Raw genomic sequence first — 15,907 nt, 5'->3', positions numbered from 1 at the left:
TACGACAGCATGTGTTTTTTTACGATTTCTATATGCAAAAGACATCCCTCTGCAGAATACGCTGCAAGAAGGATGTCTCTATGGAAAAACGCTTATTTCGTGTCAATCATAATCGCGCCTTGCTTCTTGTTCCAACGCTCAGTTGCTTCCTTAATAATTTCGGTTCCGCCTTTGGCTTTATACTCTTCGATGACTTTCGGCCAATCGGAGATCGGCTCTTTGCCATAAATCATTTTGATCATGTGATCGACGATGATTTTCGGACCTACGTCTGGTTGCGGAGCTGCAAGATCCGGGAATTTAGCGAAGCTGCTCAAATCAGGATAGAATCCGATGCCCGGAAGACCTTCCTTCGAGAGAACCTCGTCGAATGCTTTCAACGTCGTTTTTCCGTCATCGTTTAGCTGCATTCTTGGTTTATTGTAAGTAGAGTCATGTACCGCCCAAAGCGTTCCGCTGCGGAACCCTTCTTCATCAATTTCTTCTTTGGTAACCGGGAATTTATAGTTAATCGCACCGCTGCTGTCCTTGGTATAGGTATCGCCTTCAATCCCGAAGGTGAAGAACGTTTCTGCATCCTTGGAAGTCATCATCCAATCGAACATTTTGATAATGCCGGCAGCTGTGTCTTGCTTCACGTTTTTATTAACATAGAACGTTCGTACGACAGGCGAATAGAGGAAGTAACCGCCTTTGCCTTCCGGCCCCTTCGGAGAAGGAATGATGTCCGCTTTAAAATCAGGGTTGAGCGCTCTTAGCTTCGTTTTGGACCCAGGTAAACCGGAAGCATTCTGCGACCAGATCCCCGCTTTCCCCGCATCTAAGCTTTTGTTGTAATCCGTAGCCGAAATGGTGGCAAATTCTTTCGGAATCAAGCCTTCATCATACATGGTTTTGTAAGCAGTAAGAGCTTTCTGTACATTCTCTGAATCAAAGAACTTCGGAACCACTTGACCGTCAACAAGTTCAAATTGATCCTTATAAGGCAATACATCGTAAGCTCCTAGAAGAACGTCCGCATACTTGAAGTTTTCCCTCATTTGATAAGGACTCTCGACGCCTAGCTTCTTAAACTCACGCAGAACATTCAGAAACTCCTCTACCGTTTTGGGAGCTTGAAGCCCCGTTTTAGCTAACAAATCTGTACGAATGTAAGTGGCACGACGGGAAGGATTGCTCAAATATTCGGGAATGCCATAAATCTTTCCATTGTAGGAGACACTCTCCCAGGCTGCTTTGGGTACCATTTTCATCAAATTCGGTCCATACTGCTTCAGCAGATCGTCCAGCGGCATAAAAACACCGTTCTCTACAGAACCCGACATCGACTTACTTCCTGGACCACCGATACTGCCAACCACATCAGGAATATCGTTACTTGCGAACATAACGCCGAATTTGGCATCCTCTACAACCCTGACATCCAAGTCCGTATTCGTTAATTCCTCCAGCTTCAATACCCACTTATCCTTGTTTAAATCAGGGATTCGGGTGTGATAGCCCGTACTGACTGTCGTTGGAAAAAGCAGCGAGAACTTAACAGGTGCTTTCTTCACATCAGCAGATGGCTGTGGGGAAGCATCCCCAGCTACTTTGCCATCCGAAGAACATGCGGTTAATGCGGTAGCTACCATCATGACGGCTAGACTAAGACTGATTGTTTTTTTCATTGAAAACCCCTTCTTCCCTTATTGTACTGAAAGCGATTGCATCGATCTGTGTTTATCATAACGATTCGTTGTTGATTACTGAATGTATAAATTTAAGACGCTATGTGATTTTATACGATTGAAGAAAGACCGCCAAACAGCTTGGCGGTCTGGGAATCAATCAGTTAATAAATTGTAGGGATTGCAGCATGCGCTTCAGCATCGTGGCCGCTTGTGCACGTGTTGCAGGCTCTGTCGGCGCGAAGATATTGTCCGACAAGCCTTGAATAAGACCGGCCGCCAGCGCCTGTGCGACGGCTGTCTTCGACCATTCGCCGATTTGCGAACGGTCGGCGAAGCGATCGATTGCAGCGATGCTGGCTGGGATTTCCTTGCCGCCTACTTTCATCGCGCGCATCATCATCGCCACCATTTGCTCGCGAGTAATGTTAGCGTTTGGCTTAAAGGTACCATCCTCAAAACCATTGATCAACCCGGCTTGATTCGCCGTGCTAACGGCTCCAGCGAACCAGTCGCTCGGGCTTACGTCACGGAATGCATCTATTGCCTTCTTCTCAACCAAGCCAAGCGAACGAACGAGCATAGCCGCAAACTCAGCACGAGTGACTTGCGCCTCTGGTGCAAACTGCTGATCCGTTACACCGTTAACAATCCATTTATTTGCCAACAGCTCAACGTCCGCTTTGGCCCAATGCCCCATTAGATCTGCAAACGAATGATTGGATTGGATGACCGTGTACGTACTGTTGTGCGGCGAACGAATCGTAATGTCAGACGACCCATTCTTCGTCGTAATCATGGCGGGTACGAAATGGATCTGATTGTTCGCATCGATCCACACGGCAGTTACCTTGCCAGGGTCACCTGTCCATGTATCCAAGCTAAGCGTACGGTTCACATAAATACCGCCAAAATCAGTCATTTCTTGTCCGTTGACCGTGATTGTAAATTCAATCGGGTTCGCAACGATTTGTTTAGCGTTCAACCTGTTTACCGCTGCGTTTACATCGTCTCCGACTTTACCGGAAACCTTAGAAATCACAACGCTTACGGTTGAATCCTTCGCGATATGTTTAAACAATTGAACTGGCAGCTCGTAAATGGCACCATTCGCTTTAATCTGAATCACCGTGTTGCTTTGCTTATTGATTGCGTTCAGGATCGCTTGGCCCGGCAGTTCCACATTTACGATGGATGCACTGTCCTTCACTTCAATAACGACAATTGGAATCGCTGATGCTTTCTCCAACTTATCCGCATCTACGGCAACTTTCGTAACTGTCTTTCCATCCGCCGTTGTTTCTTTGGTTACTTTCGCATCTTTTTCAAGATCGATGATTCCCGTGGTTCCTGAACTAGAACCATTAGAAGTACCTGTACCCGTTCCTATACTCGGCCCCGGATCTGACGTACGCTGTGTGACTGTTATCGTTGCTTCTGCCTTTATGGAGGTTCCTGCAACTGTTCCTGTCACTTTAAAGGTACCTGCCGACGCATATTGCGAAGCCTCTATGTTGCTCCAGACGACGCCCAGCTGTCTTGTAGTATTGTCGCTGTAAACCGCTGTGACGACCGATGGCAATACAGGTGCTGTTCCCACGCTAGTCGTAATATTGATTGGCGAATAACTAACAATAGCAGGTAGCGGAATGTCCACTGCTGTAACTGTAATATTGGCCAAAGCCTTATAAGTCACACCGGTAACGGTTCCTTGTACGCTAAAGCTCCCTGCGGAATCGTATTGGGAGGCGTCGATTGAGTCCCAAATTACCGGTCGCTGTCCCGTTGAGTTATCACTATAAACGGCTGTGATGACCGTCGGTAACACAGGTGCAATTCCCACGCTAGTTGTGATGCTGATCGGTGCAATCCCTACGATATCCGTTGCCATGTTAAGTAAGGTCGGTGCCGATATCATAAACTTGCGTGAATACGGGTCTGTTCCTTTGGACCTTACGGCCACTTTGGAGAAATCGGTCAAGTTACTCGGTAACAGATAGGTTGTTACGCCTGCTGGTAAATCAGCCAGTACCGTAGTCTCATTGTACACCGTGTAACCTTCGCTTAAAACATTTGCATCCCACTTCAATATATGACTTGAACCGCTAGTTTCAATCGTCAGATGCTGCGGAGGAAGCGGCGCATTGAATACTTGTACTTGGGTCAGGCGTGGAGGTCCAGTAAGATCTGTGCCTGCATTCCCGCCAGTTGCATTCTCTACCGTTACTTTGATATATCTGGCATGATAGGTCTTGCCCAGGTTAATAGGGTGCGAACTATCTGCTGAATCGATACCGCCATTGCTATTGCCTGTATCGTACGTATAACCTAGGGCTGTCTGCTTTTCTACTTGTTGAAAGGTCATATTGTTAAAATCAGCAGCCGATGAATGATCTCCGATATCATTGGAGACAAACACGGTTGCGCCCTTTAACCTCGTGGATTTGGCAAACAGTCTAATTTGGCTAAAATCCATCGCCTGGCCAAGGTCAATAACGAAGCTGCCTTTGCGCTCTCCGTCAGTACCCAGCCATGAATAATTGCCGATTTGATCCAAATTGGTAATGTTCGTTACCGTCCATTTGGTCGGGTCCTGCAATACACCATTGGTCAATTTGTTGGCATTTCCGTATACATTCGCCGTAGCAGATTGCATCTGAATCGGATTAGCACCAACTGTCGGTCCAACATTGTACGCCTTCTTATTAAGCGCAAGGTTGACAGATGACAATCCTGATGCCACCTTGCTTATGGTAATGTCGGATAGCCCGAGCTCAGCGTCATAGGCAGAGTTGGTGCCGTTAGCAGAGCTGCGGTAAATGCCCCACTTCGGACGCAAATATTGATCAAACGCTGCCGGATACTCGGTCTCAAAGCCGCCTGCTCTCTCGGGTCTTCGCCATAAGTCTTTGACCCCGTCGCCTGTCCCTTGATTACCGAACACTTGATAGACATCTGGACTGTCAAACGTATAGGCCTTGCCCGTTACTTGATCCGTAATCTTAATGGTGAGCCAGCCGCTGTCCGAAATGTGTGCTTTGAGCTCAACCTTAATCCAATGGCCATCGATTTCTCTTAATGGAATTCGCATCAGCGTCTTATCGCCGTCGTACCGGTTATGATTCACAACCAAATCTCGGTTCGTCGTTCCAGAAATGGACATCGCCAGAATATAGGCGCCGTTCTCACCACCGTTGTTGCCGCCAGGTAATGTATCAGGAGCTTGACGATTCGTAGCCTTCAACTGGAAGATATGCCTGAAGTTTGACTGATTCCACTGGATGCCGTCGGGGATATTCCACATCCACTCATAGGAAACCAAATCGCCTTCGTACGCTACAAAATCTTTATTCGAATCTTCACTTGGGCGAATCTCAATTCTTTGCCTGTCCGTGACAGCCGCACCATCAACAACATAGCCTAAGGTCTTATCAAAGACACCTTTATGACCATATTCGCCATCTCGAACCTTATCCAAAAATTCGTTATTCAAGCCTCTGCCATTAGCCGTGATCTTGAACACATTTTTTTGTAAGGTGCTATCCCAAACACTCCGAATATGATCGTCGGCAGCTGTTGCTTGAGGTTGACTGCCATAAAATTCATGATAGCCATCTCTTATTCTTTTCGTAATCCCTTCTACAGGTTCGTCGGTACCCATGGCCCCGCCAAATACATTGTAAGGAGATACACCTTCGATGGCGTTCATCTTAATCGTCTTATCATTCGCGCCATAACCCCGAGCAATGACATCTAAGGCAAATAGCGAAGGGGCACCGCTGTTGAAATGAAACATTACTTCATTCGTGCCAAGTGGTAATTTGGCAAGGTAGGGAGCTGTAAAAGTAACCTTATTGCCGGATAACGTGTAATCCGTATTTAGTAGAAGCGTCTTGTCACCCTTCGTGATGCTTGTCAGCATTTTTCCACTCAGGTTCATCGTAGTAGCTATTGGTTCAACCTGATCCCATGTACTATAGGTATCCTTAGCCGGTACTAGTGCCGTTGCATTCGTTACGACATCTTTGCCGTAAATCGTCAAGCCGGATAAACCCATCATTGAATTGGTATCATTCGCGCGCTTATCGCTAGGCCCCACCAGTACCGTGTTAATCATGACATAACGGGCTGTAAACGGGTATAAAAACGTCTTCGTATCATAGCCCCATTGCTGCCCGTTATACGTCACATAAGACCACAAACCTTCGGTCTCCGTACCACCAGCTAGCGTCCAGCCGTTTGCTTTCCAGTCATACTGCTGTGCCCCGTCAGAAGCCGTAGGCGCACTTGCCCAAGAATTCGGATCATTGGTGTAATAGACCTCAAATCTTGTAGCATTACTTTGAATATTGGCGATGGTATTAGGGATTTCAAGGTATAGCTTATCAATCGTTTTAGGAGCACCTAAATCAAGGCTTAATGCTAGTGAGGATGGCGAATAGTCACCCTTATAGGCACTAGGGCTTGCATTCCGCCAATACCCGCTGCCGCCCGATCGCAAAGCATCTATACCTGGATGATCATTTGTTTCTGAGCTTACCTTGAGATTGACACCAGCTTGCGGTGTAAAACGTGAAGGATCTAGCAGGTTAACAGATTCTCTAGGAATAACCGGAACATCCGTTGCCGAAGGTTCACCGAACACATTGAATACATTTGCTTTGATTCCGCCAGCACTATTATCTAATTGAACATCGGACACAAGCAAAATATATTGAGCTGCAATCGGTTCGGTCAACGTATGATTGGCCTTTTCATTATTTTCTAGTGCTGTCGTTTTCCCCACGCCAGCGATTGGTTGCCATAGGGCACCATTTGCCGTCTCGAGCGGTTTACGCGTTGCATCCGAAGTAGCAGATAGAGCATTACCCTCTTTGAGTTCATTAAATGCTGCTGCATCATTCGCGTAATACACCTGATAATTTTTCAAAAACTTACTATTACTCGTCCATTCAATTTGAATTTTACTCACATCTATTTTCTTTTCCAGTTGTACTGCAGCCCAGTACTGATAACCATCTGTCTTCGTAAGAGAACTGTTGGCCTGCCAAGCTGTCGTAGCATTATCATCAATAAAGTTATTTTTGCTGTTGCTGCTGCTAGACACGACCTTAAGCGCTGCCCCGGGAGTTACCGCCCAGTTTTTATAGCTGGAAAGATTCACTTCAACAATTGGCTGAATATGCGTTGAGTTCGTAATTCCTGGGCCGTTAAACTCACCAACAATTGTAGTAATCCCCGTATGATCAGGGTTATAGCCAGACGAGCTCCATGTTACATTCACTTGCTCTATTTTCCCCGTACTCAGGGTGACATCAAGCTTGGTAGGTAAAGTTAAACTGCCAAATGGCGTACCTTGGGAGGCTGAAATCGCTACTGGTCTTGCCCATGCAACAACATCCTTCGCTTGTGTATTGGGGTTCCAGCCGTCAGGGAAAACATAGCTGTCTTCATCCCTTTTAATTAAGTGTACGTCAGACAGATACATGGTAGCTGCTTGCCATTCATCGGCATAGGCTGCATCAGCCGGGCTGTTATATAATCCCCGGTATAGCCCCCATTTGGACCGGTTTTGTTGACCCGCTTCAACTGGTAAATCCGTTCTTTCAAGTCTGCCGGTAGTCGGATTGCTCACTTCAGGTCGTCTAGAGGTTTCGGCTGTCATCCCGCCTTCGAACAGCACATCCCCTGACTCCAGATCGACAAGTTTACCGTATACATAACCTTTATCTGCCGTTAAGATCGTTACTTCAAAATCAAGCCAGCGATCCGCGACCTCTTCAAATGGAATCGTGAACAATGGCTTAATGCGATCCGCATAGCTGCCATCTGGATTGTTTCTAAATTCAAGCTGCCCTTTGCCTTCACTGGAAACCAAGGTCAACGTAGTCACCGGCTGGCCGGCTGCATTGCCTGCTACCTCTTTCAGTTGGAAGATGTGCCAAAACCGGTGCGGATTAATAAAGTCACCAGTTTGATTATCACCAACATCCTTTTGAAATCTTAACGTCTCCGACGGGAGCATGAGCCTCCAGTGGTGGGTCATAATATCGCCGCCTACACTATTGGCGTCTATATTGGCTGCGCTGGTATTGCTCTTAATCTCCAATCGTTGCCTGTCACTGCCCACGGCTCCGCGATCACCATCGTCCCTGCTTACACCTTCTGGAGTAACAAAGGGTTCAAATTCGTGAAAACGCAAAATGTCAGAGTTGAGTTTGGACGTACCCGGCACATTCGCTATGTTATATTTCGTTAACGCATCCTGATCGTTTCGCCCGATCGTCTGCAAATACATGTTGTCTCCCAACCATGTTTCATTCACAGTCGAAGCCAATGGGTAGTCCCCTGAACGGTCATATACCGACTCCGTCCATGGTTTCCCGCTGTAGGAGGAGGGGCTGGTAGGTCCTTCGATGGAACCCGTACCGCTGCCATTGCCAATTTTGGAAGCACCCATAACGTCCCATGCGGATTCGCCTGCCTGAATATTTAGCGGCAAATATTTGTCGTTAGGTCCCATCTGGCCAGTAATAGGAGGCACTGCCGTATCTACCGTAACCGTTATGGTGTATTTTTTACTATTGCTGCTGTTATTGGTATCGGTTACTCCCAAGTAATACGTCGTGGTTCCACTTGTTGAAAATTGGTCCATTTTCGCATCACCTTTGTTGATGCCGCTGGCAGCAAAAGGGATCACCGTTGTTTCGTCACTTCTGTACAGAACTGCGTTTGCACCGTTTGTGGTAACATTCAACATTTGATAGATGGTGCCGTAGGGCAAGGATACGTCAATTGTTGCATCATCAAGATCAACAATTGCGCCCACTGGCTTATTCACATGTATGTCCAAAATGCCCAAGTTGTCTTCCGGCGCTGCATGAACCGTTTCTCCTGGATTCATCAACGTAAGGACAAGTGCTAATGAAAGCACTATGCTTACTGCCTTTTTAAGTACTTGTTGCTTCAACATCCTACTGAACATTCTAAAGCCTCCTTAGAGTCAGTTACACCTACTTGAAACAAAGGGTTATCGTTTATATTGCAATCGCTTCCATAACGAATGTTAGGCTCATCTCCTTCCTCCCCTACTTGAATGATTGTAAATCATAAACTTATTTCCATATATGGAAAAATTTACGATTGGGGTTGTTTTATTTATGATCTTGTTAGTCATTCGTTGGGTCAAAAAAACCACCCCGTTCACGATTACGGGGCGGTTGATATTCACTATTTTTGATCAAAGAAAAATTAAGATTTAACCGAACCGACCATCATACCTTGAATGAAGTGTTTTTGCAGAAACGGATATACACACAGGATTGGGATCGTAGCGACGACAATGACCGCCATCTTAATCCCTTCCGGGGAAAGGAGCTGCAGGAGTTCCGAAGATACATCCGATTGCCCCATCTGATCGGTAAATACAATTTCCCTCAGCCGCACTTGCAGGGGTATCCATTGACGATGGTCAATATAGAAGACGGCCTCGGCATAACGGTTCCAGTGACCCACGGCATACATAATGCCCATTGTAGCCATCGCAGGTTTGGACAGAGGCAAGACAATATTCCAAAGAATCCGGAACTCGCCACAGCCGTCCATTCGCGCTGAATCCAGCAGCTCTGATGGCAGGTTCAAGAAAAACGAACGCATAACGAATAAGTTAAAAGCGCTAATCGCCATTGGAAGCATGAGAGCCCATAACGTATTCAATAGCCCTAATTGCTTAATCAACAAATAGTTGGGAATTAACGGTGCGCTAAAAATTAAGGTGAACAGCACCAACAGCAGAATTGTTTTACGAAACAAATATTCAGGTCTGGATAACGGATAAGCAAGCGTTGTTGTCATAAACAAATTAATGAATGTGCCAAATACCGTTATAATGACACTATTCCGGAATCCCAGCCAGATCGTAGGATCCTGTAAAATTAGTTTATAGCTGCCCAGTGTGAAGCCAACAGGCCAAAATGATACGTCTCCTGCATTAATGGCCGTGTTATTACTTAAGGACTGAGCAATAATGTGAATAAGGGGCAGTACCATGCTCAATCCAAGTGCACCTAACAATACAAGGTTAAAAACATTAAAAATTTTATGGCCTTTAGTCATAATCATAGCAATTCACCTCCGGTCTCCTTCCGTATCAGTACAAGCCTTCGCCAGTCATTTTTTTACTAAACATATTACTGATCATAATCAACAGAAGACCTACAACCGACTTGAACAGTCCGATGGCCGTCGTGTAGCTGTATTGACGATCAACAAGCCCTGCCCGGTACACAAACGTATCAATAATCTCCCCATTCTCATTATTAAGCGGGTTAAGAAATACGAAGACGCGTTCGAAACCGAAATCGAGGAAATTACCAATTTGCAGTAAAAATAAAATGACAATGGTTGGTAAGATACATGGAATCGTGATGGAGAACACTTGTCGAATGCGACTGGCACCATCGATTTGTGCGGCTTCGTACAGATCAGGATTAATGCCTGCAATCGCAGCCAAATAGATGATCGTCCCCCAACCGCTATCCTTCCAAATACCAGAACTAATGAGAATGGTCCGAATATAGCTATTTTCCCCTAAGAAATAAATCGGTTCAACGCCAAACAAGGACAGTAAATGATTGACGATTCCCGTGGACGGTGACAATACCCCAACAACGATACCACCAACGATGACCCACGATAGGAAGTGCGGCATATAAACCACCGTTTGTACAATCCGTTTATAAGCCATGATTCGTACTTCATTAATGAGAAGAGCCAAGATGATTGGAATCGGAAAAGCGAAACAAATGTCATATATACCAATTAATATCGTATTTTTTAAAATGATAAGGAAATCGGTATAGGCGAACATGCGTTTGAAATGCTCTAATCCTACCCAGTCGCTCCCTTTAATCCCTTTGAAAATGTTATAGTTTTGAAACGCGATGACCGAACCGAATAAGGGGATATATTTAAAAAGCAAGAAATAAATAATTCCCGGTAATGAGATCACATAAATCGGCCAATGTTTTCGCATAAAAGCCCATTTCTGACTCTGCGATGTGAATTCGTACATGGTATGATCGGACGGCTGTATTTTACTGGCCATGTTTTCCTCCCCTTCTTGCATGCTGCATCTATTTGACATCTTCATCTTACTAGGGTTGTTCCGAGGTGACGATGGTGAAACTTATAGCGGTTTGTGTTTTTTTACGATTGGATCATCGATGGGAACAAAGGGGACAATGGGAACAATGACGATTGCAAAAACAGGATCAATGGGCGACCCCATACCGCTTCGCTGCACTGTGGTACAGCCAATTCTCTGCCACATAGATCGCCGTGTCGTAATCTATCCAGCCTGCCTCGATCTGACCCCATAGGAAGTCGCTCACGATTCGTTTAACCAGCATAATCTTGCCATAGCTCCACTCCATACATCTGGCATCGGATACAATGAGTGAGCTTTTGATGGCCGGAAGCGCTTCTAACCGGTACTGCATACTATCTCGATAGGTACTCGCTCGGAAGTTAAACCACCAATGCCCACCTACGTGAACATTCGGAAAATTCCATGCCGCTTGCACAATATCCAAATTGTTAAGCTCTGAGGCCACCACTAGCTCGAAGGTGCAGGTGTACGCTTCAAACAAGGCAGAAAGCTTAAGAATGCGAGCAGGGTCGTTGACCGGCGTGGCTGTTCCACACCAGGAACGTTCCACGCCGAGAAACAGCTGTATAAGAAGTCCCCTTTGCTCAGCTGCGGCTCCTAATTCATGCAGAAGCATCATTAATATCTCATCTTTGGTGCTGCCTTGCCCGACCACTACCTTACGATTTGCTCTGGCTTCATAGCTCGGCAATGTGGTCATAACGCCCGCGTAACCCGCTTCCTTATAGGTATCCATAAGCTGAGACAGTTTCTCACGCACTTGTGCGAATGCTCCTGCCGGGTTCTGGGATGACTCAATCTCTTTGACCCAACCGCCCAATTTACCATCAATACGCGGGATCAGGATAGCGTTCTCACGCATGCCTTCGAAATCTGCATGTTCGGGTATATTCACGACGAATCTGCTAACATTCAATCGGTCTGCCACCTCTTGCGCCCACGTTGCACTTCGCGCAGTCGCTTTAACGGCGGCGTCAGCCTCCTTTATCGAGGCGGCGTCACGGATGACAATGCCGTATAGGTTTTTAATAATTTGCGTCATTGCCATATTCATCATCGTATTTCTCGATCCATGGTAAGCTTCCAAGAAAGCAGCAATCCGTTCATCCTCCGGAAGCTCCATCGCGTTCGCTGGATAGCCCGCAGCCTGCAGTTCACGAAATAACCAGAAGTAATGGGCAATCTCCCAGAAGTCGCTGGCACAAAGTCGGTCCCCCACAAGGTGGGTGTGTGTATCCACAACGGGCAGCTGCATAATCTGCGCCTCAAAATCTTCCTTCCCCTGCTTCATCTGCCTATTCATTCCTCTTCCTCCTTTTACACGCCGTATGTACTGATGGTACATGGATTGGCTAATCTGTTACATGGGATAACTTCCAGTGGGTTGTGATTTTTTATGATCGTTGAAATGAAAAACACCCGTTGTTATCCTTGGCAAAGGGCTATTACTTACGACTAGCCCGGGTCGGATGACACCACCTGCTCCTATTAGTCCGAAATTGCAGAATTAATCTCACTTTCCACGTCATGACCACTTAATTAGTCCTAATTCTCCCACCTAAATCGCCCCAAACAGCCCTCACGCAAGGAAAATGAGTGATTAGTTCGGCAAAATCGGACTATTGGTCTTTTTTTATTAGTAATCCCTGTTTTAATTCGGAGATATCGGACTAAACGTAGCTCTGAAGCGATATCGCTGCACCACTCCGAAATTACGGAACGTAGTTCCCTTTCGCAGCACCGGTGCTCCACTGGAACGATCACCTCACGCCGCAGCTAAAAAAAGGGGTAAGCTTAGCTTACCCCAAACCCAAAACATATAAATTCTGGCGTGTTAAAAAAACACCGAATGGACGACAATATCCACTCAGTGTTCATATCTCATTTACTTAAAATGTGATCAATAAGATCCAATTCTTCCAGCGTGAAATTAGGCTGCTTCAACGCTGCCACATTATCATCCAACTGACTCACTTTGCTTGCGCCAATTAATGCAGAGGTCACATGTCCCTTGCGAAGAACCCAAGCTAAAGCCATTTGGGCAAGACTTTGCCCTCGCTCCTGGGCTAGAACATTCAAAAGACGAGACTTCGCAATCTTGTCCTCCGTAATATCCTCAGGTCTTAGGAACACACTGCCCCCTGCAGCACGGGAATCCGCCGGAATGTTCTCCAAATAACGATCCGTCAGGAGTCCCCTAGCGAGCGGACTGTAGGCGATAGATCCTACACCTTCTCTAGCCAAAATATCTTGCAGCCCCTGCTCCAACCGTCTTTCGAACATCGAATAGTGTACTTGATGGATGATGAACGGTGTACCAAGACCTTTCAATATCGCTGCAGCTTGCTCCGTTTGCTCCGCATTATAATTGGACACGCCTACATACAGCGCTTTGCCTTGTCGTACAGCCTGATCCAAGGCGCTCATCGTTTCTTCCAGAGGCGTCTCCGCATCAAAACGGTGTGAATAATAAATATCGACATAATCCATGCCTAGTCGCTTTAAGCTTTGATCAAGGCTAGCGAGCATGCTTTTGCGGGAACCACGCTCTCCATAAGGACCGTCCCACATGCGGTAGCCAGCTTTCGTTGCAATAATCAACTCATCACGATATGGAAGCAAATCCTTTTTCAATATTTGCCCGAACACTTCTTCTGCTGAGCCCGTAGGTGGACCATAATTATTCGCAAGATCAAAATGCGTAATCCCCAGATCAAAGGCATGACGCGCTAACGCTCTGCTATTTTCGAATAGGTCCACACCACCAAAATTATGCCACAATCCAAACGAAATCGGCGGCAGCTTTAAGCCGCTCTTCCCACTTTGATTGTACGGCATATCTGCATATCTTCCTTCATTTGCTGCATAGTTCATCGCTAATCCCCCTAAAAATGACTGCCGAATTTCTACTCCTTATCCAATGGAGATGGTAGCAAGCCCTGATGCCGGTATCGCCAGCTTATGAATACCTGTCTGCCATTCGACAGATCGCTCCTCCGTGATTTCTCCGCAGCAATTACGAATTGTCACGTTCGCTATCCCCATCTCACCCGTAACCTCTATATAAAGTCCGTCCTGCCTGCGGCCGTTCACAACGATCCATTGAGACACCGGCGCGTTGGCATCAATAGGGACAATTTGCTCCTGATATGCGACGATAATCCCTCGATCCTCATGAACCGCTCGGACTAGCGGATATAACAATTCCGGATTCATAGGCGCAATAGAGCCGTCTAGTAACAGCGTGCGGTTCTCTTTCCAGAAAGCAAGCCAGTAGGTTAGCATTTTCAAATGATCTGAAGGCAGCTTATCCAAGAGAACGGATACCTGTGGCACCGAGAACAAACAATTAATCAACTGTAAAGCGGCGCTTTCCACAGGCTCCTCTGGATGCCACATGATCATATCCGCGTGAGCTGCCGTATTTCCACAAATTAGCCTAAGATCCAGCGTTCGCACGCGATTCTGGATGCTGTCGTTCGGACAATCGGAAGCGCGGAACATGTTGCCGTATTTGCGCATCGCAGGACCGATGTACATTTGTCGGAACTCGATCATAATACTAGGGTTCAATTCTCTCAATCTACCGATAGAATCCGTCAGTAAACGATCAACAGCAGCAGGTATCGACTCATAATCCTTACCTTCCACTGTAGAAGGAAGCTGCAGCTCAGGCGAATAGAACGTATCAATGAAATCAAGCTTGAAGCCATCCAAGCCCCATTCCTTAACCGCTTTCTCATACGTATTGATGATATATTCCCGGACATCCGGATATCTCGGATCCAATACAGCTGCTCCGTGTCCTTCGTTATAGCGAAGAATTTTATTGCTAAATCGATCCCATGCCTTACTGTATTTGCCGATAAAAGGCACGGAGTACCAGAGGATAAACTTCATACCTAACGCATGAACGGCATCCACATGACGCTTCATATCGGGGAATTTGCCCTCATAGGTCTCCCAGTCCCCGCAATAGGCATATCCTCTGCGGTTATCTGCCGTCTGCCAGCCATCGTCCACGATGACAGCTTCCATCCCCAACCTTTTGGCGATACGGCACTGTTCTTCGATATGTGTATCTGTGACATTCTGATGCATGCTGTACCAAGTGGAATACATTGGTTCCTTGGCAGCCTCAGGAACGAATGACGGATGATATTCCGGCATTGTGCTCCACCACGATTGAACGCCATCCAGGCTTTCATAGTAAGGAACATCTCTCGTATCTACGAGAAGCTTCGCTTCATAAGATTGGAAAGGCGCAGTCGTCTCTGTAAATAGTTGGACGCAACAATGGAAATCTGCGGTTTCCTCACTAATGCCTCCCGAGTAATGCACGGTGTTAAGTGCATCCGAATAAGCAAATGTCATCCTATTGCGACCCATGCTATTAAACAAAGCATAGACAGGAGCCGACGCAGCAGCATTGGAACGTAATGTGCGCATCCAGTCGGCCTTGAAGCTCTTATTCCTGTCCTGAGCCGGATGCCAGCTCCCCTGAATGTCACAGGCAGGATGCGACCATCGAAGCGTAAAAACGGGAGGTGTTAGCGCCTCCTCTGCTTCCAATCGCAATGATACGAGATCAATGCCGTCCTGCAGCTTCTCCGTAAACAGCGTGACGGTAAATCCATGATCCTCACTCGATAATTGAAAAGAATGGGTATCCGTATTTATGATCTTGTTCACGATGCATCCTCCTGCTGTTGATTCTTATGACGATTCGGGCCTGCATGGCACCACACGGTGACAATCGGGTCGTCCTCGCTGGAATTGAGATGATGATCCTCTCCTGGTTCAATAATTACGATATCTCCCGTTGTAACCGGAATATGCTCCCCATTCATCTCCATCGTTCCTGTCCCCTGCAAAATAAGGAACGCTTCACAATCGCCATGAACATGATAGTCTCTTCCTTCAGGTCCATCATTCGTATGGCTGCGGTCGCCCCGTTTCGCGAAAGACAGACCGCCTGATGATAAAAAAGCACCCGGTAATACATCCTGCAAAATATGGCCGTGCCTCTTATCCTGCAAATCGCTCAAACGCAGCTTTTTCATCTTGT

General features: G+C 46.5%; 8 protein-coding genes. All 8 read right to left on the bottom strand.

Annotation, left to right across the window (positions count from 1 at the left end; genetic code table 11):
* Nucleotides 1–92 precede the first annotated feature (92 nt).
* The 8 genes from AC58QO_RS06470 to AC58QO_RS06435 all read right to left on the bottom strand — a co-directional run bounded on the left by AC58QO_RS06470 (nt 93) and on the right by AC58QO_RS06435 (nt 15,902).
* Nucleotides 93–1,670, bottom strand: coding sequence for an extracellular solute-binding protein (locus AC58QO_RS06470; protein WP_497264484.1), 1,578 nt, complete (start codon nt 1,668–1,670; stop codon nt 93–95).
* Between the two features lie 160 nt (nt 1,671–1,830).
* Complete coding sequence (locus AC58QO_RS06465) at nt 1,831–8,655, bottom strand: Ig-like domain-containing protein (RefSeq protein ID WP_497264483.1); 6,825 nt, start codon at nt 8,653–8,655, stop codon at nt 1,831–1,833.
* A gap of 266 nt (nt 8,656–8,921) precedes the next feature.
* Nucleotides 8,922–9,791: a carbohydrate ABC transporter permease gene (locus AC58QO_RS06460; protein ID WP_497264482.1), complete on the bottom strand. Its 870-nt coding sequence runs from the start codon at nt 9,789–9,791 to the stop codon at nt 8,922–8,924.
* A gap of 28 nt (nt 9,792–9,819) precedes the next feature.
* On the bottom strand, nt 9,820–10,776 hold the full coding sequence (locus tag AC58QO_RS06455) for an ABC transporter permease (RefSeq protein ID WP_497264481.1): 957 nt from the start codon (nt 10,774–10,776) through the stop codon (nt 9,820–9,822).
* A gap of 166 nt (nt 10,777–10,942) precedes the next feature.
* Complete coding sequence (locus AC58QO_RS06450; RefSeq protein ID WP_497264480.1) at nt 10,943–12,142, bottom strand: glucuronate isomerase; 1,200 nt, start codon at nt 12,140–12,142, stop codon at nt 10,943–10,945.
* A 578-nt stretch (nt 12,143–12,720) separates the two neighbouring features.
* Complete coding sequence (locus tag AC58QO_RS06445; RefSeq protein ID WP_497264479.1) at nt 12,721–13,713, bottom strand: aldo/keto reductase; 993 nt, start codon at nt 13,711–13,713, stop codon at nt 12,721–12,723.
* A 39-nt stretch (nt 13,714–13,752) separates the two neighbouring features.
* Nucleotides 13,753–15,531 (bottom strand): glycoside hydrolase family 36 protein, encoded by a 1,779-nt coding sequence (locus AC58QO_RS06440; protein WP_497264478.1) that lies wholly within the window; start codon nt 15,529–15,531, stop codon nt 13,753–13,755.
* Nucleotides 15,528–15,902 (bottom strand): cupin domain-containing protein, encoded by a 375-nt coding sequence (locus tag AC58QO_RS06435; protein WP_497264477.1) that lies wholly within the window; start codon nt 15,900–15,902, stop codon nt 15,528–15,530. The genes AC58QO_RS06440 and AC58QO_RS06435 overlap by 4 nt, the downstream gene beginning before the upstream one ends.
* Nucleotides 15,903–15,907: the final 5 nt, after the last annotated feature.

This window comes from Paenibacillus sp. J31R30, from assembly GCF_059692115.1.
The sequence above is the reverse complement of the archived record's forward strand: the minus strand, read 5'-3'. Positions and strand labels throughout refer to the sequence as shown.